The organism is Arthrobacter cupressi (assembly GCF_900099975.1).
In the GTDB taxonomy this organism is placed as follows: Bacteria; Actinomycetota; Actinomycetes; order Actinomycetales; family Micrococcaceae; genus Arthrobacter; species Arthrobacter cupressi.
This window is the reverse complement of record NZ_FNEI01000013.1, coordinates 1-20,040: the sequence shown is the minus strand read 5'-3', so window position 1 is coordinate 20,040 and position 20,040 is coordinate 1. Positions and strand designations below refer to the sequence as shown.

The following is a 20,040-nucleotide window of genomic DNA, read 5'->3' as shown; positions in this document are numbered from 1 at the left end:
TTTCGCTGCAGCGCCCTCACGTTGTGGCGGGAGCCGTCGCGCGTTCTGGGCAAGAGAGCATGTGCCTCCACGGCTATAAGGTTGGGGCATGAGTGAGCACCACATCAAGCGCCTGGTGATCATGCGCCATGCCAAGTCGGACTGGCCCATGGGCGTCCCGGACCACGACCGGCCGTTGGCCGAGCGGGGCCACCGGGAAGCTCCGCTGGCGGGCAAATGGTTGCTGAAGCACAAGGTCGTACCGGACTTCATTCTGTGCTCCTCGGCCCTGCGGACCCGCCAGACCTGCACCTGGGTATGCAACGAATTGGGCGAAAAGGCCCCGACGCCGAAACTCGAGAGCGGCCTGTACGCCGCCTCCGCGGTGCGCATGCTGGCGATTATCAACCACGTGCCCGACACCGTGGGAACCCTCATGGTCTTCGCGCACATGCCGGGTGTCCAGGACCTCGCCATGCACCTGGCCTCCCGTGACTCCGACCACGAGGCCTACATGGATGCCGCCAGCCATTACCCCACCAGCGCCTTGACGGTCATGGAGCTGGAGAAGCCCTGGGCCGAGCTGGACGGACAGGACGCCAAGCTCACCCACTTCGCCGTGCCCCGCCCGAAATAGCCCCGCCCGAAATAGCCCCGCGCGAAGCAGCCGGATCCGAAATAGCCCCGCCGGGGTCAGCTCCCTCCGAACCCCTGCGGACCGCGTCGGCGAAAACCACGATGGCGGTCACGGCCTGTCCCAGCCCGAATGATGCCACCACATCGCTCATCCAGTGATAGCCCAGATAGACCCCGCTGAACGCCACCAGCAGCGTGCCGGCCACCGCGGCTGGCGGGGCGAGCACCGCCGTCGAACGCCTGCCTGAACGCGACGCCACGAAATAGGCGAGGGCGAAGAGGACCACCGTGGTCCCGGCGGTATGCCCGGACGGGAAGGAGAGGGCGTCCTCCGGGCCAAGGAGGAAATCCCGGGCCGGCGGACGCGGCCTGGCCACCCATTCCTTCGCGGCTGTGGTGACCACCTCGGTGAAGGCCATCGCGAACAGCAGGACGGCCGGTCGCCATAGTTCGCGGCCGCGGATCCACCAGGCCACGCAGAATCCCACGCAGACCACCGAGATCAGCAGCGGCGATGTCGCGGCGGATACGGCTCCGGCCAGGGCTGTCAGGAACGGGCCGCAGATGCCCAGGAGGGCGTCGTGGACGGGTCCGTCGAGCAGGACAAGGCCTGAGGTGGTCTGCACCTGGGCGTACAGGGTCCAGAACAGGGCGTCGCCAGCCAGCAGGAGTGCGGCCGCCCAGAGGAACAGGGTTCGCTGGGAGCAACGCGGCGCGGGCGGGGAGGCGGGACGTGGCCGGGCGCGTTCCCGGACGGCTTGCTGCATGCCGTTGATGTTCCCAGCCCGCACTGCGCGGAAGCGGGGAACTGGCTGGGTGCCGGCTGGGTCCAGGCCAGCAGTTTCAGCCGTCCAGTTCCGCAGCCGCTTCCCGGAGCAGCCCCACCACGTGGCGGATGCTGGGGCTTGAGCGCATGGTCTTGCGGTAGACGATGCCCACCTCGCGCTGCTGCAGCGGATTCTCCACGGGCACGGCCACCACGCCGTCCGGAAGCTCCGGCCGGCCGAGCCGGGGGACGAGCGCCACCGCCACCCCCTGCCGGACCATCGCGATGTGGGTGGAGAAATCGGGATCGTACATGCGGATGTCGGGCACCTGGCCGAGGCCGGCGAAGATCGCCAGCAGTGCCTCGTTGCAGATGGCGTTGGCGGGGGTGCTGATCCAGGATTGGCCCAGGAGGTCCGAAGCCTCGACGGCGGACCGCCCGGCGAGCGGGTGTGCGGAGTTGAGCAGGACGTCGGCCGTGTCCGTGCACAGCTTTTCGTGGACCATGTTGCCGGGGATGAGCAGCGGCACGGAGTTCCAATTGTGGACCACCCCGAGGTCCGCTTCGCCGGAGGCCACCCGCTGCACCGCTTCGCGCGGATCCTCGGCCAGGACGCGGATGTCCAGGCCGGGCTCGCCGTCGTTCGCCGCGGCGCGGCCGAGCTTGCCCAGCATCGGGCCCACCAGTCCGCGGCAGGCGGTGGAGAACGCCACCAGGCGCAGCACGCCGCTGGGCTTGGCGGGGTCGGCCAGCAGGGTGGCCTGCAGTTCCTCAAGTTCGCCGAGGATGCGGCGGCCGTATTCCGCCAGGGCCATGCCCCGGTCCGTGAGCAGCACCCCGCGGCCATGGCGTTCCAGCACGGCCACACCGCTTTGCTTCTCAAGCTTCTTGATCTGCTGGGATACCGCGGACGGGCTGAAGCCTATGGTCTCCGCGGCGGCGATCACCGAGCCATGCTGCTCCACCGCGACCAGGGCCCGCAGTGCTGCGATGTCAATCATGAAGCAACGGTACATGATGGCATGAAGATTTCACCGCTGGTGCTTCATGGTTGAGGGATGCCACAGTGGGATCGTGAACCTTCGCCACTCCGCCCTCGCCGTCCTGGTCGCCGTCCTCTGGGGACTCAACTTCGTCGCGATCGATTTCGGCCTGCACCCCTCCAACGGCCACGGCGGCACCGCCGAAGTCCCGCCGCTCCTGTTCGTGGCGATCCGCTTCGTGCTGGTGGTCTTCCCCTGCATCTTCTTCATCCCCAAGCCGGACGTCGGCTGGAAGGCGATTGCCGGCGTCGGGCTGTTCATGAGCGCCGGGCAGTTCGGCCTGCTCTACCTCGGCATGGCGCTGGGCATGCCCGCCGGGCTGGCCTCGCTCGTCCTCCAGGCGCAGGTGCTCCTCACAGTGCTGCTCGCCGCCCGCTTCCTCGGCGAACGACCGGGCAGGCGCCAGCTGGCCGGAGTGGTGCTCGGTGTGGCGGGACTGGCGGTGGTGGCCGTCGGCCGGAGCCTCGTGGCCCCGGTGGTGCCGCTGATGATCGTCCTGGCCGCGGCTCTGTCCTGGGCAATCGGGAACGTGATCGTCCGCAAGGCCAGGGCGGCTTCGGGGCTGGGACTGGTGGTGTGGTCCGGGGCGGTCGTGCCCCTTCCGCTCGCCGGCCTGTCCCTGCTCGTGGACGGCCCGGCCGCCGTCGTCGGGACCCTCACGCAGCTGCAGCCGGCCACCGTGCTCAGCGCCCTCTACACGGCCGTGTTCGCCTCACTGCTCGGGTATGGAATCTGGAACCGGCTGCTCAGCCTGTACCCGGGATCGGCCGTGGTCCCGTTCACGCTGCTGGTTCCGGTGGTGGGCATGACCGCCGCCTGGCTGCTCCTCGGGGAGATCCCGACGCCGGCGGAACTGGCGGGCGGCCTGATCCTCCTGGCCGGCGTTGCCGTGGCGGTGCTGCAGCGGCGGAAGGCAGCACCCCTGAAAATCCCCCAACTGGCTCGCAGTTAAGGCCGTTTTGAGGGCGCAAGACGGCCTTAACTGCTGGTTGGTTGGGTCAGCGGCGCCGGGCGGGGGAGCTTTGCCGGGCCGGCTTGGCGGGCGCCTTGGGCTGGGACGCAGCTGCCGACGTCGGACGCTTGGCAGGTGCCGGTGCCACCTTTCCGGAGGGACGCCGGGCGGTGCCCGCCTGCGTGCGACGGGCCGGGGCGGCCGGCGCCGGACGGCGGGCTGTCGGCGGAGCGGGCTTCCGGGCGGCCTGGCGCGAAACGGTCTTCCGGCGGCCCGGCCACATGGCCCCGACGAAGAGAATGAGCAGGGAGCCGCCGCCGGCCGCGAGCGATAGGTAGAAGTAGATGTCGGAGTCCTTGCTGCTGACCGCGCTGCCGAGGGAGTTCTCACTCAGCGTGAAGGCAAGGCCCCACATGCGCAGGAAGGCGATCCCGAAGGCGATGAACAGCGTGGACCCCACGAACGCCGCGGCCAGGACCAGGTAGCGGCGCCGGGCGAGTACCTCGGTGAGGGATGCCAGGTACCCCAGGACCACCGCGCCGAAGAACATGAATAGCACCCACTCTTCGAGCGTGACTGCCGCCAGGACCAGCAAGGCCCCGGCCACCACCGCGGAAATGACCGCGAGTTTTCCACTGTTCCCCATACGACGCATGGAATCCATCATCCTTGAACGGATGCCCGCCCGGCCGCTCCCGCCACACCCCGCCAGGTTGCAGTTGCGTACCGTTATCGCAGCACGTAGCCGCGCATCAGGGTCATCACCGCGGCCACGCTTTGTTCCTTGCTGCGTTCGGGGTTGTAGGTCTGCCGGTCCAGGCCCACCACGAAGATCGCGCCGAACATTGCCGCCTCCAGGCTGCCGCGCGCCACACGCGTGTCCACGGGGTAGCTGCGTGCCACGTTTTCTAGCGCCGCGCCGATCACGGCGATCAGTTCGGCCCGCAGCTCCGCGAACAGCGGGCCCCATTCGTTCGGGGTCTTCCAGTTTTCGCTGACCCACAGCCGGGCGAAGGACGGGTAGTCGTCCATGAAGTCCATGGCCTGGCCCAGCATTGCCTCCATGGCGTCCAGGGGATCGGCATCCGGGGCAGCGATGCCTTGCAGTCGGGCCAGCATGATGTCCACCCCGTGGCGCAGCAGTTGGGCGATGAGGTCCGACTTGCTGCCGAAGTTGTAATAGACCGTGCCCTTCGAGACCCCGGCGGCAGCCGCGATCTCGTCCACCGTGACCCCTGCCGCGCCGCGTTCGCCGATCAGTTCCATCGATGCTTCGAACAAGCGCTGCTTGGTGGCGTTGGTCCGTTCCGGGCGCAGCCGCTTGCCCTCGCCCGCACCGTCATGGCCGGTGCTCATACCGCGATCTCCGGCTTGAGGGTCTTCAGGGTCCAGTACTTGTGCTTGCGCACGGCCAGCGTGGAGAGGGCAGCGCCCAGCAGGGTGTAACCGAGGAGGCCGAGCACGGTGGGCCAGATCATGGACAGGTCCCCGCCGTACACCAGGTGCCGCATGCCGTTCACCACGTAGCCCATCGGCATGATCTGGTGCACCACGTGCAGCGGTTCCGGGGTGGTCTGCCAGGGGAAGGTACCGCCGGAGGACACCAGCTGCAGCACCAGCAGGATCAGCACCACGAACTTGCCGGGCGTGCCGAGCAGGGCCACGATGCCTTGGATAATCGCACTGAACGCCATCGCGGCGGCCAGCATGAACAGCCACATCAGCACCGGGTGCGCCGGGTTCAGCCCGAGCCCGAGGTTCACCACGAGGGTCAGGATACTTGCCTGCAGCACGGAGACCGCGAAGAAGGGCAGCCAGCCGCCGACGGCGATCTTCCAGGACGGCGCGTTCGATGCCAGGGCGCGCTGGGTAATGGGCCGCATGGCCTGCACCAGCATGAACACCCCGATCCAGAGGGCGAGCGTCAGGAAGAACGGCGCGAGGCCTGCGCCGTAGGACCCGGCCTTGGCCTGCGAGACGTTGCTGACGGCCACGGGATCGGCTATCACCTCGGAGACGTCGTTCTTCTGGGTATCGTTCGGGTTCGGGATCTTGCCCGCGCCCTTCACCAGTTCGCTCGCGAGGGTGCGCGATCCGTCGGCGGCATTGGCGGCGCCGGCGTCGAGCTGGGCCGCGCCGTCGTCGAGTTTCGCGGCACCGCCGGCCAGGGCGGCGGCCCCGTCCAGCGCGGTCTGCTGGCCGGCCGCCAGGGTGGCGGCGCCGGAGCTGAGTTGGCCGGCCCCGTCCGAGGCCTGCCCGATCGCCCCGGTCAGGGCCGGGGTTGCCCCGGCAAGCTTCGCAGCGCCGGCGCTCACGGCGGCCGAACCATCGGAGAGCTGCTGGATCTTCGCGGCATCGGCGGCGATCTTTGCCTTCGCGTCGGTGATCGGTGCGGAGCTTGCCGTGGCGTCGTAATCGGCAAGGATCTGGTCCGCCTGTTCCTGGTCGATGATCCCGGCTTCCATGAGCCGCGCGTTGGCGGCGATCACGCGGTCCCGTGCCCCGGCGTCGAACGCTTCCAGCTGCCCGACGACGTCCTGCACCTTGGCGTTCAGCTCGGCGTTTCCGGCGGCCACCTGGGCAGCGCCGTTCGCGAGGTTCTGCGAATCCGCCGGCAAGGTGGCGGTCTTGTTCCTGAGTTCGGTCAGGCCCGCGCTGAGCTGGCCGGCGCCGGTGTTGAGCTGGTTCGCGCCGTCGCGCAGCTTGGTCTGCCCGGCGACGAGCTCGCCCGCTCCGCTGCGCAGCTGACCCGTGCCGTCATGCAGCGAGGTGGCCCCGGTGCTGAGCTTCCCGACCCCGTCCGCCAGGGTGTCCGCGCCGTCCGCGGCCTTCACCACCTGGGCATGGATGGTCCCGAAGCCGGTGAGGAGCTGGTTAGCAGTCTCCACGCCCACCTCCTTGGCCACGGTGGAATGCACGGCGGTGGTGAGCTTGTCCACGATGGTGCTCAGCAGGTAGTTGTTGGCGTCGTTCGTGGTGACGTTGAGCATGGCCTGGTTGGCGGCGTCGAAACTGCCCGGCGAGACGAGGTTGGCCGAGAATTCCCGGGGGATCTTCAACGCGAAGGCGTACTTTCCGCTCTGCACCCCGGCGTCGGCTTCCTCGGCCGTGGCCACCTGCTGCCAGTTGAAGACATGGCCTTCCACCAGCGAGCCGGCCACTTTGCGGCCCGCCTGCAACTCGGTGCCGTCGGAAGAAGTGGCGCCGGCGTCCTGCACCACCAGGGCGGCATCGATCTTGTCCAAGTTGCCGTAGGGGTCCCAGTTCGCGTACAGGTACACGGCGCCGTAGAGCAGCGGGACCATGGTCAGGGCGAGGATGGTCAGCTTGGGCAGCAGCCCGCCGGTCATGCGTTTGAGTTCGGAGCGGGCCAGCCGCAGAACAGTCACTTTGCGGTCCTTTGCAGGGAATCGGTGGAGGTGGGGACGTCGGCGGGGACAGGCGCCGGCTCGTCGCCGGCGGTCTCCTCGGCCGGCTCCGGGACGGCGTTCCCGATCACCGCGGAAGGACCGTCCCAGCCGTCCGGGAGGGCGGAAACGACCGCGACGACGGCGAGCGACCGCCCGGCGTCGTGCGCCAGTTGCTCAAGGCGGGGGAGCCAGTCCGCGGGGTCGGCGCTGTGCCGGTCGGGGGAGTCGAGGACCAGGAGGTCGACTCCGGGATCCGCCAGTGCGAGGGAGGTCAGCAGTTCGAGGCGCCGCTGCGCAGGGAGCTGCTCGATCCACAGCTCGGCGATGTCCTCGAAGCTGTTCACCTTCAGCCAGGGCTTGCTGAGCAGGGCGCCGCGGTACCGGCGCGGGATGAGGGCGAGGTCCTCGGTGACAAGGTCCCGCACGCTGAGGTGTTGTTCGGGCTCGTTGACGCCGGGGGAGTCGAGCAGTGCGCTCGCCGAGCGGATCCGCTTGGTCTTGGAGCTGCCGTCCCAGCGGAGGATGCCGCTTCCCGGCTTCATCCGGCCGCTGAGTGCGAGGGCGAGGGCGGTGCGCTGCTCCTGCCCGTCCCCGCTGGCAAGCAGCAGGCCGCCGCGGCGGATTTCGAGGGAGGTGGGCGGCAGGAGGTCGGCGCGGCGGCCGTTGATCTGGAGTTCCTGTGCGGTGAGCACCGATGGACCTTTCGAGAGCCTGATGTCACCACCAGTCTATTTGAACTGACTGGTCAGTTCAAATAGAGCTCACATGCCGTATTTTTCCAGGAGCCGCAACCACACTTCGCTGAGGGTGGGAAAGGACGGCACCGCATGCCACAGCCGCTCCAGGGGCACCTCGCCCACGATCGCGATCGTGGCCCCGTGCAGGAGCTCCGCCACCCCGGGCCCTGCGAAGGTGGCGCCGAGCAGCACCCGTCTGTCCTCATCCACCACCAACTGCGCCCACCCTTTGTAGTTCTCCGCGTATAGCTGCGAGCCCGAGACGTTGATGGGCAGTTCAACCGTGCCGGCCCGCAGTCCGCGCTCCTGTGCCTGCGCCACGTTCAGGCCCACGCTGGCCACTTCGGGGTCGGTGAAGACGACGCTGGGCACCGCGTGTTCGTTGGCAGTGCTGGTGACCTGGCTCCAGGGCTTCGGCGCGCGGTGCAGCTTCCCTTCGGAGCGGGCAACAATCGCGTCGCCGGTCGCCCGCGCACTGTATTTCCCCTGGTGGGTCAGCAGCGGTGTCCCCGCGGCATCGCCCGCGGCGTACAGCCACAGTCCGCTGGTTCCGTCGCTCGCGGCGCCTTCCACGAGGCCGGTGGAGTCGGTGCTGAGGCGCACCGCCGGCGGGCCGTCCTCGTCCTCCGCTTCCACGAGTCCCACGCTCTCCAGCCCCAGGTTGTCCAGGGACGGCCTGCGGCCGGTCGCCACCAGGAGCTTGTCGGCGTCCAGGACCTTGCCGTCGTCGAGGGTGACGGAGAAGGACTGGTCGTTGGTGCGGACGCTGAGGACCGCAGTGCCCGTGTGGAGGGTGACGCCGTCGGCCCGCAGCCCGGCGGCCACCAGCTCCGCCGCCTCTTCCGGGAAGGCGCTGAGCAGCCGGCCGCGGGCCACCATCGAGACCTGCGATCCCAGCCGGGCAAAGGCCTGCGCGAGTTCCACCCCGGCAACCCCGCCACCCAGCACCACAAAGCGTTCGGGGACTTCGCGGGCCGAGGTGGCGCCGCGTGTTGTCCAGTACGGGGCCGAGCGGAGCCCGGGAATGTCCGGGATGACGGGGGTTGAGCCGGTGGCGATGACGACGGCGTGCCGCGCCTTGAGCGCGTAGCTGTTGCCGTCCACCCCGTCCACCTGGACCTCGCGCGGACCGGTGATGCGGGCGACGCCGCGCACCAGTTCGATCCCGGTGTCGGAGAGCCACTGGACGCCGCCGTCGTCCTGCCACCGGTTGGTGAAGTAGTCCCGGTACTTCAGCACGGGCGCCGGGTCCAGGACCTTCGTGACGGAATCGGCAGCGCCGGGCACGGACTGAGCACCGTGCAGCGCGGTGCCCGGACGGAGCAGGGCCTTTGACGGGATGCAGGCCCAGTAGGAGCATTCCCCGCCCACAAGCTCGGACTCGACGATCGCTGCGGTGAGGCCTCCCCGGATGACGCGATCGGCGACGTTTTCGCCGGCGGCTCCGGCACCGATCACGATGACGTCGAATTCCCGGGAGCGCTCCTCAGTCATGAGAGAAGCCTACGCCTCTCCTTTCTCCGCGGTATCCGGGGCCACGGGCTGTTTTCCGGGCGGAGATGGGACATCCGATATTGTCTTGAGCTGGGCGGGTCCAGCGCACTAAGCTCGCTTCAACACCGTCACCGGACCGGTCCGGACCCCGCACCCGCAGACCGCCCGAACGACGTCCGGACTGCGAGGGGAGCAAGGGTGGAATCGGGCATGGTTCGGCAGGCACGGTACGGCGCACAGACCCGGCTCAGGGCCCTGCAATCGGACATCATGGACCTGATCCTCGAACGGGAACTCGAAGCCGGTGACCCCCTGCCCACCGAGAACGAGCTCGCCGCCTCCCTCGGCGTGGGCCGGAACACGCTCCGGGAATCGCTCAAGGTCCTGCAGGCGATGGGCGTGATCGAGATCCGCCACGGCTTCGGCATGTTCGTGGCGCCCAGCAACTTCGACGCCTTCGCGGACGGTCTGGTGTTCCGCGGCCGGCTGTCTCTGCGCCAGAACGGCGAGGACGCCCTGCAGCTTCTCGGCATTCGGCAGGCACTGGAAACGGGACTCCTGCCGGCCGCGGTCGCCGCGGCCACGCCCGGCCACCTGGAGCGGCTGGCCGAAGCCGTCGAACACCTGGAGCAGCTGGCCCAGGCGGGCGAACACTCCGCCGCGGCCGACGCCGAATTCCACCGCCGCCTGTTCGAACCCCTCGGCAACGAGCTGCTGCAGCAATTGCTCGGCGTTTTCGGGAAGGTCCATCGCAGGATCCAGCTGGAGGCAGGTCCCGCCACGGACGATGCCGCAGCTGTGGCCGCGCTGCACCGGAAGATCTACGACGCCGTCGCCGCGGGGGACGCCGCCGCTGCTGCCGGGCTGCTCGCCTCCCGTTTCGAGGAGCTGCGGGGAAGGATTACCGCGCTCGTGGCCGGCCGCTAAGCCCGCCCGCCTGCCTGCCCGCCCGGCCTCCTGCCTGCCCGACGCCGGCCGGCAGGCACCCGGGCCGGGCACCCGCCGTCGTACTACTTTCCGAGTTTGGACAGGATCGCTGCCAGGGCGGCCTGCACGCCGGTGCTCAGCGTCGGTTCGATCACCGGGGCGAAGAACGGCGAATGGTTCATCGGCACTGGCAGGCCGGAGTCGAGCACTTCCCGGCTCATGCCGCCGAACATCCAGTACACGGAGGGCACCCCGATCGCCTCGGCGAAGGCGCCGAAGTCCTCGCTGCCCATCATCGGCTCCACCACGGCCACCCGATCCTCACCCAGTGCCGCCCGGAAGGCCGTGATGAGTTCCTCGGTGTCGGCAGGCTCGTTGTAGTTGCGCGGGAAGGTGTAGAGCTCAGTGATTTCCGGCTGCGGCGCCCCGGAGGCCTCTGCCTCGGCCAGGATGATCCTGCGGACGGCGGCCAGCACCTGGGCGCGGACGTCCGGCTCCAGGGTGCGGATGTTCAGGGTGAACTCGGCGGTGGCCGGGATGATGTTTTCCTTGAGGCCGGCGTGGAAGGTGCCGACAGTGACCACCGCGGCCTTCAGTGGGTGGATCTCCCGGGACACGATCGTCTGGAGGCGCAGCACCATCTGGGCGCCGAGGACGATGGGGTCGATGGCCACCTGGGGTTGTGAACCATGGGACTGCCGGCCGAAGACGGTGACCTTCAAGGAATCAGCCATCGCCATCGCGTTGCCGACGCTGATGTTGATGGTGCCGGCCTCGTTGCCCATGACGTGCTGGCCGAAGATGATTTCCGGCTGCGGAGCCTTGTCCCATATTCCGTCCTCGACCATGGCCTGCGCGCCGGCGGCGGTTTCTTCGCCCGGCTGGAAGATGAAGACGATGGTGCCGCGCCATGACTCCGTGGCGCCGGCCAGCAGTTCGGCGGCGGTCAGCAGCGTGGTGACGTGGGTGTCGTGCCCGCAGCCGTGCATCACGGGCACTCCGGTGCCGTCGGCCAGCACGCCTCGGGCCGTGCTGGCGTAGTCGAGACCCGTGTCTTCGAGGATCGGCAGGCCGTCCGTGTCCGCCCGGAAGCCGACGACCGGGCCCTCGCCGTTACGCAGCACCCCCACCACGCCGGTGCCGCCGCAGGGGAAGTTGCCGATGCCGAGGGCGTCGAGGCGCTCCGCGATGAAGCGGGCGGTGGCGTGTTCCTGCATGGACAGTTCGGGATTGGCATGCAGGTGCTTGTACATGCTGTGCATCCGGCCCCGGAGCTCGTCGCTGAGCTGCCCGCTGAGTCCGGCGCCGAGCGCGTCCCCGGAGAGGGAACCGGGACGGGTTCCGGGTGGCGTCGCGGGTGGTGTCGCGCGCTGGGAGAGTTTCTCGGGCATGGCCAGGCCTCGTTTCTGTCTGCGTCGGTGCGTGATGCCGCTCAGCGGCCGCCGGCTTCCACCGTATTCAGGAGCGGTGACGCGTTTGCGGAGTCCGGGCCGCCGTCGGGATCTATGACGAAAAAAGACAACGAAAAAGGCCCGCACCGCCGAAGCGGTACGGGCCTTGATTGTGCGCCCAAAGGGATTCGAACCCCTGACCTTCTGTTCCGTAGACAGACGCTCTATCCAGCTGAGCTATGGGCGCATTCTGTGCTTTCACACCGTGGTCCGTTGGGCTTCGCTTTTTCGCTCGCCCCCCGAACCTCAATAAACTTTACGCGAGATCCGCCCATCCGCCAAATCGAAGGCCTGTAATCTAGGCAACTATACCGGTCTATGTGACCTTGCTCACTAAAACGGCCGGTTTTTGGGTCACAATCGTTGATTTTCCGCGGTTTTGCTCCGGGAAGCCCATGAGATCCCACGTCCTAGGCCGAAATGGTCTACTCCGCGAGACCTAGCATTTAGGACACACCACTGACCCCGACGAAGGGAACCGCAATGGGCGACTTGGCGCGACTGCCGCTGCTTGAGAAGGCACCCACCACGCACGCACGCCTGCTGGCCTGGGTTGAGGAAGTAGCTGAACTTACCCAGCCTGACCGCATCCACTGGGTGGACGGCAGCGAGGCCGAAAACAAGGCCCTCACCGATGAACTCGTCGCGGCCGGCACGCTGAAGCCGCTGAACCCGCAGACCTTCCCGAACTCCTTCGCGGCGTTCTCCGATCCGGCAGACGTTGCCCGCGTCGAAGAGCAGACCTTCATCTGCTCCGAGAATGAGCGCGACGCCGGCTTCACCAACAACTGGATGGCCCCGGCCGAGATGAAGCAGAAGCTGCGCGGACTGTTCGCCGGCTCCATGCGCGGCCGCACCATGTACGTCATCCCGTTCGTCATGGGCCACCTGGATGCCGAGGACCCCAAGTTCGGCGTCGAGATCACCGACTCTGCCTACGTGGTGGCCTCGATGCGCATCATGGCCCGCATCGGTACCGACGTGCTTAACCGCATCACCGAGACCGACGCCTTCTTCGTTCCGGCCCTGCACTCCCTGGGTGCCCCGCTCGAGGCCGGCCAGGCCGACGTGGCGTGGCCGTGCAACCCGGAAAAGTGGATCGTGCACTTCCCCGAAGAGCGCTCCATCTGGTCCTTCGGTTCCGGCTACGGCGGCAACGCCCTCCTGGGCAAGAAGTGCTACGCACTGCGCATCGCCTCGGTCATGGCCCGCGATGAGGGCTGGCTGGCCGAGCACATGCTCATCCTCAAGCTCACCTCGCCGGAGCAGAAGACCTACTACGTCTCGGCTGCGTTCCCGTCTGCTTGCGGTAAGACCAACCTCGCGCTGCTTGATCCCACGATCAAGGGCTGGAAGGTCGAAACCCTCGGCGACGACATCACCTGGATGCGCTTCGGCAAGGAAGGCGAACTCCGCGCCGTCAACCCTGAAGCGGGCCTGTTCGGTGTTGCACCGGGCACCGGCTGGGGCACCAACCCGAACGCCATGCGCGCCATTGCCAAGGGCAACAGCATCTTCACCAACGTGGCGCTGACCGACGATGGCGGCGTGTGGTGGGAAGGCATGACGGAGGAAACCCCGGCGCACCTGACCGACTGGCAGGGCAACTCCTGGACCCCTGAGTCCGGAACCCCCGCTGCCCACCCGAACTCCCGCTTCTGCACGCCGATCGACCAGATCGACATGCTGGCCGAAGAGTACTTCAGTCCCGAGGGTGTGGAACTGTCCGCCATCCTGTTCGGCGGCCGCCGCAAGACCACCATCCCGCTGGTCACCGAGGCCCGCGACTGGTCCAACGGCATCTTCATGGGCTCCACCCTGTCCTCCGAGACCACGGCTGCTGCCGCCGGTGCCGTCGGTGTTGTACGCCGCGACCCCATGGCCATGCTGCCGTTCATTGGCTACGACGCAGGCGACTACCTGAACCACTGGGTCAACCTGTCCGCCAAGGCCAATCCGGAGCGCCTGCCGAAGATCTTCCTGGTGAACTGGTTCCGCCGCACGGCCGAAGGCGGCTTCGCCTGGCCCGGCTTCGGTGACAACGCCCGTGTGCTCAAGTGGGCCATCGAGCGGCTGGAAGGCAAGGCCGACGCCGTCGAGACCCCCATCGGTTTCGTTCCGACCGGCGAGTCGATCGACCTCGAAGGCCTGGACATGACGCCGGCCGAGGTCGAAGCGGCCGTACGCGTGGACGCCGCCGAATGGGAGACCGAGCTGGCCTCCATCGAGGAGTGGTTCGCGAAGTTCGGCGAGTCCCTCCCCGCGGCCCTGCAGGCCGAACTGGACGGGCTGAAGAGCCGGTTGGCCTAGTCCCCGCTGCCTTCCCAATCTCGCAAACTCGATTGGGGCCCCTCGGCAGCGTGGGCCCACAGTTGGGCTAGACCACTTATGATGACGGCGGTCCGTCACCTTTTATACGGGAAAGGTGACGGACCGCCGTCGTGCGTTAAGCGCAGCGCGCTAACGTCAGTTGGCGAGCCAGACGTCCGGGCCGAACACTTCGTAATGGATGCGGGTTGCCGGGATGCCGGCGTCGACGGCTTCGTCGCGGATTTTCTTCATGAACGGCAGGGGCCCGCAGAGGTACAGGGACGCGTCCGCGGGGAGTTCGACATCGCGCAGGGACATGAGTCCCGGCTTCGCCCCGTGCTGGGGCTGCTCAAGCCAGAGCTGCAGTTCGGCGTCGATCTTCGCGGCGTCCGCGGTCATCTGCCCGCTCAGCGCCCAGCTGTCCATCGACCGTTCCGCGTGCAGCACCAGGACGTCCCGGTTGGTACCGGCCGCCGCGAGGGAGCGGAGGATGGATGCGGTGGGGGTGCAGCCGATGCCCGCCGAGGCAAGGATCACCGGTCCGTCGCCGTCCCTGAGCGTGATTTCACCGTAGGGATTCGAAATCTCGAGGACATCGCCGGGCTTGACGCCGTTGTGCAGCGCGGTGGAGACCTCCCCGCCGTCGTTGAGCTTGGTGGTGAAAGTCCGGCTGGTTCCTGCGTCCGCCGAGAGCGAGTACTGGCGGACCTGGTGCAGCCCGTCCGGGAGTTGGACCTTGACGCTGATGTACTGGCCCGGACGTGCGGCGGTGACGGGGGTGTCGTCCGCGGGCTCAAGGGTGAAGGTCAGCGCGTCCGCGCCGGCCGGGGACTTGGCGGTCACGCGCCAAGGCGTCCACATCCGGTCGTTGGCCTGCGCCGCGTAGAGTCCCTTTTCGATCTTGATGAGCGCGTCCGCCATGAGCCAGTAGACCTCGGTCCAGGCCTCGGCGATTTCCGGGGTGATGACGTCGGCCAGGTCCGCGCCGATGGCCGCGAAGAGGTGCTCGTAGACCACGCCGTACTGCTCTTCCTTGATTCCCAGGGAGGCGTGCTTGTGGGCGATCCGTGACAGGACGGCCTCAGGGAGCGTGCCCGGGTTGTTGACCAGGTGCGTGGCGAAGGCTGCGATGCTTCCGGCAAGGGCACGCTGCTGTTCGCCGGAGCGCTGGTTGGAGCGGCTGAAGAGCCCGTCCAGGAGTTCCGGGTGTGCCGCGAAAAGGCGCTTGTAGAAGTCGGCGGTGATTTCGCCGATCCTTGACCCGACCAAGGGAAGGGTGGCTTCGATGACAGGACGCGACTTTTTGGAAAGCATGGGTTCTCCCGCGGGTAGGGCCGGACGGGTCGTCCGGGCGGCCAATACTCATATTTGAAATACGAGTATTAATGCCTCAATTTCTACTCCTTGTAGAAAAGAAGCGCAAATCGGTGTCGCGGCTGCGTCAGCGGCCGGGCGTGGGCACCGGGAAATCCGGCCGCAGGCCGATGGATCGGAAAACGGGAGCCATCTGCCGGGCGTGGGGGAGGGAGGAGATCACCACGGGGTCGAGTTCGCGGTAAAAGGCCTCGCGGGCCCGCCCCATGGCGTGCCGCAGGGCGCATTCGGTAATGAGCGGGCAGTCGCCGTTGGCCGACTGGCATTCAGCCGGATCCTGCCTGCTGTCGAGCTGGCGCAGCAACTGGCCCACCGTTGCCCGGCGCCCGGAAGCGGTTAGCTGGGAACCGCCGTTCCTGCCCCGTTCGACGGCGATCAGCCCCAGCTCGCGCAGCTTGGCCAAGGCCTTGCTGACGTGGTTGTACGGGGTTCCGACGGCGTCCGCCACCGCCTGGGTGGTCAGCAGCGCGCCCTCCGGAGCGGCCGCCAGCACCATGACGGCGCGGAGGCTCACGTCGGCGAACGCGTTGATTTTCATGTCTTCAGCTTAGGCGGGTGGTCGGAGATGGCGGGCACGGGCCTAGTCCGCCCAGACCGTCGCTTCGTGGCCGTCCGCCTCAAGCGGACGGAAACGGAAGCCTTCTGCCGTGACGTCATAGGGCACGACGGCGGCCATCAGACCGCCGCCGCGGTGCTCGGCGGCGGCGTGGATTCCGTCCGTGCCGTGCTCGGGAAGGGTGACATCGCTGGCGAACGCCACTGCCTTGTACCCCTCCCGGCCCTGGCGGAGCAGTTCGATGACGTCGCTGAGCATCGCCTCGGCGTCGATGTTTCCTTCGGCGTCCGGCTCGCCGGGCGAGATCATCACGAGCCGCAACTCGCCGTCCTCGGCCAGGGTGACGCCGAACGGCAGGAATCCGCCGTTCTGTTCCATGTGCTCCTGTGCGGTGCCGAGGGCGGCGCCCAGGACTTCGCGGAGCTCGCGGGAGGCGGTTTCCTGCTGGGCCGGTTCCTGCGGAACGGGGCTGGGTGAGGTGGTGTCAGGCACAGTGCTGCTTCTTCCTTAGGCGCGGACGATTGCCAGCACGCGGTCACGGACCGCGTGCATGGTTTCGGCGTCCTTGGCCTCGGCGTTCAGGCGCAGGAAGGGCTCCGTGTTGGACGGGCGCAGGTTGAACCACCAGCTGCCGTCCTTGGCGCTGAACGTGCTCCCGTCCATGTGGTCGATCTCGATGTCTTCGCCCTCGAAGTCGGCGCGGACGCGTTCGATCGCGCCCGCCTTGTCCTCGATTTCGGAGTTGATCTCACCGGAGGAAACATAGGGCTCGTACTGCCGGCCGAGTTCTGACAGCGGGCCGTCCTGCTCGCCCAGGGCCGCCAGGACGTGCATCGCGGCGAGCATGCCGGTGTCGGCGTTCCAGAAATCGCGGAAGTAGAAGTGCGCGGAGTGTTCACCGCCGAAGACCGCACCTTCCTCGGCCATGACGGCCTTGATGAAGGAGTGGCCCACACGGGTGCGCACCGGGCGTCCGCCGTCCTCCTCGATGAGTTCCGGGACGGCCTTGGAAGTCAGCAGGTTGTGGATGATGACCGGGGCTTCCTCGCCTGCGGCCTTTGCCCGCGCGATTTCACGGCGCGCCACCATGCCAGTAATGGCCGACGGCGAAACCGGCTGACCCTTTTCGTCCACCACGAAGCAGCGGTCGGCATCGCCGTCGAATGCCAGGCCGATGTCCGCACCATGCTCGACGACGGCGGCCTGCAGGTCGCGCAGGTTCTCCGGCTCCAGCGGGTTCGCGGGGTGGTTCGGGAAGGAACCGTCCAGTTCGAAGTACAGCGGGACGATCTCGAACGGCAGCGCCGGGAGCAGGGCATCGCCGAGGACGGCGGGGGTGGTCAGGCCGGCCATGCCGTTGCCGGCGTCGACCACAACCTTGAGCGGGCGGGATCCGCTGAGGTCTACCAGTTGGCGCAGGTATGCCGAGTAGTCCTTCAGGACATCGCGGACGGCAATGGTGCCCGGGGTCCCGCCTTCAGGGATGGCACCTTCGTTCAGGTACTGCTCGGCGAGGGCCTGGATCTCCTTCAGGCCGGTTTCCGAGGAGATCGGCTGGGCCCCGGCCTTGGCCATCTTGATGCCGTTGTACTGGGCCGGATTGTGGCTTGCGGTGAAGGTGGCCCCGGCGGCGTTCAACGCACCGCAGGCGTAGTAGAGCTCGTCGGTGGAGATCAGGTCCAGGAGCTGGACGTCCGCACCGCGGCGGGCGGCGCCGTCGGCGAACGCCTTGATGAACTCGGGCGAGGAGGGGCGCATGTCTCCGCCGACCAGGACGGTTTGGCCGGCAAGGCCAAGGGTGTCGACAAAAGCGGCGCCGACGGCCCGCACGATTTCCGCCGTGATGGTCTCTCCGACGATGCCCCGGACGTCGTAGGCCTTAAAGGAAGCCGAGAGGTCGAAAGTGTTGTTCTGCTCGCTAGTCACGGGCTCAATCCTACTGTGGGCCGCGTGTCCCTTACCCACGGAGGCCGCTTATGTGGACAGGCTCCGGGAAAAGGATGGCTTTTCCACATAGCCAGGCACCCGGCCCATGGCTGTCATGGGCGGCTGGAATACTGAAACCATGTCCCAGGAGCCACGCACCGCAGAAGTCACCCACACCCGCCAGGAAGCCCTGGCGGTCCTCCGCGAGCTTGTCGGGAATCCGGCGGCTGATTTCCATGACGGCCAGTACGAAGCCATCGAGGCGCTTGTCGACGCCGGCCGCCGCGCCCTGGTGGTCCAGCGCACCGGGTGGGGGAAGTCGGCCGTCTATTTCGTGTCCTCGCTGCTGCTGCGGCGTCGGGGGAGCGGGCCCACCCTCATCGTGTCGCCCCTGCTGGCCCTGATGCGGGACCAGGTGGCTGCTGCTGCCCGCGCCGGGGTCCGGGCGGTGGCGATCAACTCCGCCAACCAGTTGGAGTGGGACGCCGTGCATGCGCAGCTCGCCGCCGATGAAGTCGATGTGTTGCTGGTCTCGCCCGAACGCCTCACCAACCCCGCGTTCCGGGAGAACCAACTGCCGGAACTGATCCGCCGCACCGGCCTGCTGGTGATCGATGAAGCGCACTGCATCTCCGACTGGGGTCACGATTTCCGCCCCGACTACCGGCGCATCGCGGACCTGATCGGCCGGTTGCCGGGCACCGTGCCGGTGCTTGCCACCACGGCCACGGCGAATTCCCGCGTAGTCCACGACATCGAGGAGCAGCTCGGCGCAGGGGTGCTCACCATCCGCGGTTCGCTGGGGCGTGAATCGCTGCGGCTCGGCGTACTCAACCTGGCCAATTCGCGGGACCGGCTCGGCTGGTTGCTGACGCACCTATCGGACCTGCCCGGCAGCGGCATCATCTACGCCCTGACCGTTTCCGCGGCCGAGGACACTGCACGGCTGCTGGCCGAGGCCGGCCACGAAGTCCTTGCTTACACCGGACGCACGGATCCGGCAGACCGTGAACGGGCCGAACAACTGCTCAAGGACAACCGGGTCAAGGCACTGGTTGCCACCTCGGCGCTGGGCATGGGGTTCGACAAGCCGGACCTCGGCTTCGTGATCCACCTGGGCGCGCCATCGTCCCCGGTGGCGTACTACCAGCAGGTCGGCCGTGCCGGCCGAGGCGCAGCCAATGCGGACGTCCTGCTCCTTCCCGGCCAGGAGGACAGGGAGATCTGGCAGTACTTCGCTACCGCCTCCATGCCTTCGGAGGAGAAGGCCTCGGCCGTGCTGCAGGTGCTCGGCGAAGCCGGGGCGGCGCTGTCCACTGTGGCCCTTGAGGCCCGGGTCGATCTGCGCCGCACGCCCCTTGAGCTGCTCCTGAAGGTCCTCTCCGTGGACGGTGCCGTGGAACGGGTGGGCGGCGGCTGGCGCTCCACGGGACAGCCTTGGTTCTACGACGCCGAACGCTACGCCCGGATTGCCGAGGCGCGGGTCGACGAGCAGGACTCCATGATCATCTACGAGGACACCGCGGGCTGCCGGATGGAGTACATCACCGCCGTCCTCGACGACGAGTCCGCCCGCCCGTGCGGGCGGTGCGACAACTGTGCCGGGCGCTGGTTCCCCTCCGATATCGCAGCCGAGGCCTCCGACGCAGCCAGCCGCACCCTGAGCCGCGTTGGCGTCGCCGTCGAACCCCGCCTCCAGTGGCCCAGCGGCATGGACCGCCTGGGCGTGCCTGTGAAGGGCCGGATCAAGGCGGAAGAGGCCATAGCGGAGGGACGTGCACTGGCCCGCCTGAGCGACCTTGGCTGGGGCGGTGCCTTGCGGGAACTGTTCGCTGCGGGCACCGCGGACCGCGAAGTGGATCCGGCCATGCTGCAGGCCTGTGTCCAGGTGCTCAAGGAGTGGGCCACCGGGACTGCCGGGCAAGGCGCCTGGAGCGGGCAGGAGCGCCCGGCGGCCGTGGTCAGTGTGCCCTCGCGCGGCAAGCCGTCGCTTGTGGACTCTCTGGCCCGGGGCATTGCCGGCATCGGACGGATGCCCTACCTCGGTTCACTCCAGCTTCAGCATGGCGGACCGGCCGGTGGCCGGGGAGGTAACAGCGCCTACCGGCTTGCCGGCGTCTGGGACCGCTTGGTGGTGGGCCCGGAACTGGGGGAGGCGCTGAGCCCGCTCGCCGGTCGGAGCATCCTGCTGGTCGATGACCTGGTGGACAGCCGGTGGAGCGTGACGGTTGCCGGACGCGCCCTCAGGCAGGCCGGAGCGGGCGCGGTACTGCCCCTCGTGCTGGCCCAGGCGGGATGACTCTCCAGGCTGGCTGACCGGGGCGGGCATACCGCCCCGAGTACGCAAAAGGCCCCGGTCAAGGACCGGGGCCAAACGCGGAGACGGGGGTGTGTGATTTCAGGACATCGTTTACACCTGTGGCGGGACATCGTTGACGGGTGATAGTTGACTGCTGTGGCGGGACATCGTTGACGGTCT

Annotated in this window: 17 protein-coding genes and 1 tRNA gene; 5 read left to right on the top strand and 13 right to left on the bottom strand. The window is 68.0% G+C overall.

The window, feature by feature from the left end:
• Positions 1-88: 88 nt before the first annotated feature.
• Positions 89-616, top strand: a complete 528-nt coding sequence (locus BLP88_RS14340; RefSeq protein ID WP_074590257.1) for a SixA phosphatase family protein — start codon at positions 89-91, stop codon at positions 614-616.
• On the opposite strand, the gene BLP88_RS14335 is transcribed toward BLP88_RS14340, so the two are convergent.
• Complete coding sequence (locus tag BLP88_RS14335; RefSeq protein ID WP_074590255.1) at positions 585-1,382, bottom strand: phosphatase PAP2 family protein; 798 nt, start codon at positions 1,380-1,382, stop codon at positions 585-587. The genes BLP88_RS14340 and BLP88_RS14335 overlap by 32 nt on opposite strands.
• A gap of 76 nt (positions 1,383-1,458) precedes the next feature.
• Positions 1,459-2,382: a LysR family transcriptional regulator gene (locus BLP88_RS14330; RefSeq protein WP_074590398.1), complete on the bottom strand. Its 924-nt coding sequence runs from the start codon at positions 2,380-2,382 to the stop codon at positions 1,459-1,461.
• 73 nt (positions 2,383-2,455) lie between these two features.
• Here BLP88_RS14330 and BLP88_RS14325 point away from each other — a divergent pair, with 73 nt between their 5' ends.
• The gene (locus tag BLP88_RS14325; RefSeq protein ID WP_074590396.1) at positions 2,456-3,376 is read left to right on the top strand and encodes an EamA family transporter; all 921 of its coding nucleotides are present in this window, start codon (positions 2,456-2,458) and stop codon (positions 3,374-3,376) included.
• Positions 3,377-3,422: 46 nt separating this feature from the next.
• On the opposite strand, the gene BLP88_RS14320 is transcribed toward BLP88_RS14325, so the two are convergent.
• The 5 genes from BLP88_RS14320 to BLP88_RS14300 all read right to left on the bottom strand — a co-directional run bounded on the left by BLP88_RS14320 (position 3,423) and on the right by BLP88_RS14300 (position 9,017).
• A complete protein-coding gene (locus tag BLP88_RS14320) occupies positions 3,423-4,031 on the bottom strand; it encodes a hypothetical protein (RefSeq protein WP_245679877.1) in 609 nt (202 codons plus the stop codon).
• Positions 4,032-4,105: 74 nt separating this feature from the next.
• Positions 4,106-4,732, bottom strand: a complete 627-nt coding sequence (locus tag BLP88_RS14315) for a TetR/AcrR family transcriptional regulator (protein WP_074590252.1) — start codon at positions 4,730-4,732, stop codon at positions 4,106-4,108.
• On the bottom strand, positions 4,729-6,765 hold the full coding sequence (locus BLP88_RS14310) for a YhgE/Pip family protein (RefSeq protein WP_074590251.1): 2,037 nt from the start codon (positions 6,763-6,765) through the stop codon (positions 4,729-4,731). Before BLP88_RS14310 ends, BLP88_RS14315 begins: the two co-directional genes overlap by 4 nt.
• Positions 6,762-7,478, bottom strand: a complete 717-nt coding sequence (locus BLP88_RS14305) for an ABC transporter ATP-binding protein (protein WP_084111246.1) — start codon at positions 7,476-7,478, stop codon at positions 6,762-6,764. Before BLP88_RS14305 ends, BLP88_RS14310 begins: the two co-directional genes overlap by 4 nt.
• A gap of 69 nt (positions 7,479-7,547) precedes the next feature.
• Positions 7,548-9,017, bottom strand: a complete 1,470-nt coding sequence (locus BLP88_RS14300; protein WP_074590249.1) for a dihydrolipoyl dehydrogenase family protein — start codon at positions 9,015-9,017, stop codon at positions 7,548-7,550.
• A gap of 210 nt (positions 9,018-9,227) precedes the next feature.
• Here BLP88_RS14300 and BLP88_RS14295 point away from each other — a divergent pair, with 210 nt between their 5' ends.
• Positions 9,228-9,944, top strand: coding sequence for a FadR/GntR family transcriptional regulator (locus BLP88_RS14295; protein ID WP_074590247.1), 717 nt, complete (start codon positions 9,228-9,230; stop codon positions 9,942-9,944).
• An 83-nt stretch (positions 9,945-10,027) separates the two neighbouring features.
• Here the strand turns inward: BLP88_RS14295 and BLP88_RS14290 are convergent, their stop codons facing one another.
• A complete protein-coding gene (locus tag BLP88_RS14290; RefSeq protein WP_074590395.1) occupies positions 10,028-11,206 on the bottom strand; it encodes an amidohydrolase in 1,179 nt (392 codons plus the stop codon).
• 302 nt (positions 11,207-11,508) lie between these two features.
• Positions 11,509-11,582, bottom strand: a tRNA-Arg gene (locus tag BLP88_RS14285).
• Between the two features lie 296 nt (positions 11,583-11,878).
• Here BLP88_RS14285 and BLP88_RS14280 point away from each other — a divergent pair.
• Positions 11,879-13,705 (top strand): phosphoenolpyruvate carboxykinase (GTP), encoded by a 1,827-nt coding sequence (locus tag BLP88_RS14280; protein ID WP_074590245.1) that lies wholly within the window; start codon positions 11,879-11,881, stop codon positions 13,703-13,705.
• 156 nt (positions 13,706-13,861) lie between these two features.
• On the opposite strand, the gene BLP88_RS14275 is transcribed toward BLP88_RS14280, so the two are convergent.
• The 4 genes from BLP88_RS14275 to BLP88_RS14260 all read right to left on the bottom strand — a co-directional run bounded on the left by BLP88_RS14275 (position 13,862) and on the right by BLP88_RS14260 (position 17,561).
• The gene (locus tag BLP88_RS14275) at positions 13,862-15,019 is read right to left on the bottom strand and encodes a globin domain-containing protein (RefSeq protein WP_074590243.1); all 1,158 of its coding nucleotides are present in this window, start codon (positions 15,017-15,019) and stop codon (positions 13,862-13,864) included.
• Between the two features lie 127 nt (positions 15,020-15,146).
• Positions 15,147-15,617, bottom strand: a complete 471-nt coding sequence (locus BLP88_RS14270) for an RrF2 family transcriptional regulator (RefSeq protein WP_074590241.1) — start codon at positions 15,615-15,617, stop codon at positions 15,147-15,149.
• A 42-nt stretch (positions 15,618-15,659) separates the two neighbouring features.
• Positions 15,660-16,127: a hypothetical protein gene (locus BLP88_RS14265; protein ID WP_074590239.1), complete on the bottom strand. Its 468-nt coding sequence runs from the start codon at positions 16,125-16,127 to the stop codon at positions 15,660-15,662.
• Positions 16,128-16,142: 15 nt separating this feature from the next.
• Positions 16,143-17,561 carry a phosphomannomutase/phosphoglucomutase gene (locus tag BLP88_RS14260; RefSeq protein ID WP_074590237.1) on the bottom strand — a complete coding sequence of 473 codons (1,419 nt, stop codon included), beginning with the start codon at positions 17,559-17,561 and terminating at the stop codon, positions 16,143-16,145.
• Positions 17,562-17,700: 139 nt separating this feature from the next.
• Here BLP88_RS14260 and BLP88_RS14255 point away from each other — a divergent pair, with 139 nt between their 5' ends.
• Entirely contained in the window at positions 17,701-19,860 is a 2,160-nt protein-coding gene (locus tag BLP88_RS14255) for a RecQ family ATP-dependent DNA helicase (protein WP_074590393.1), read from the top strand.
• Positions 19,861-20,040 lie beyond the last annotated feature (180 nt).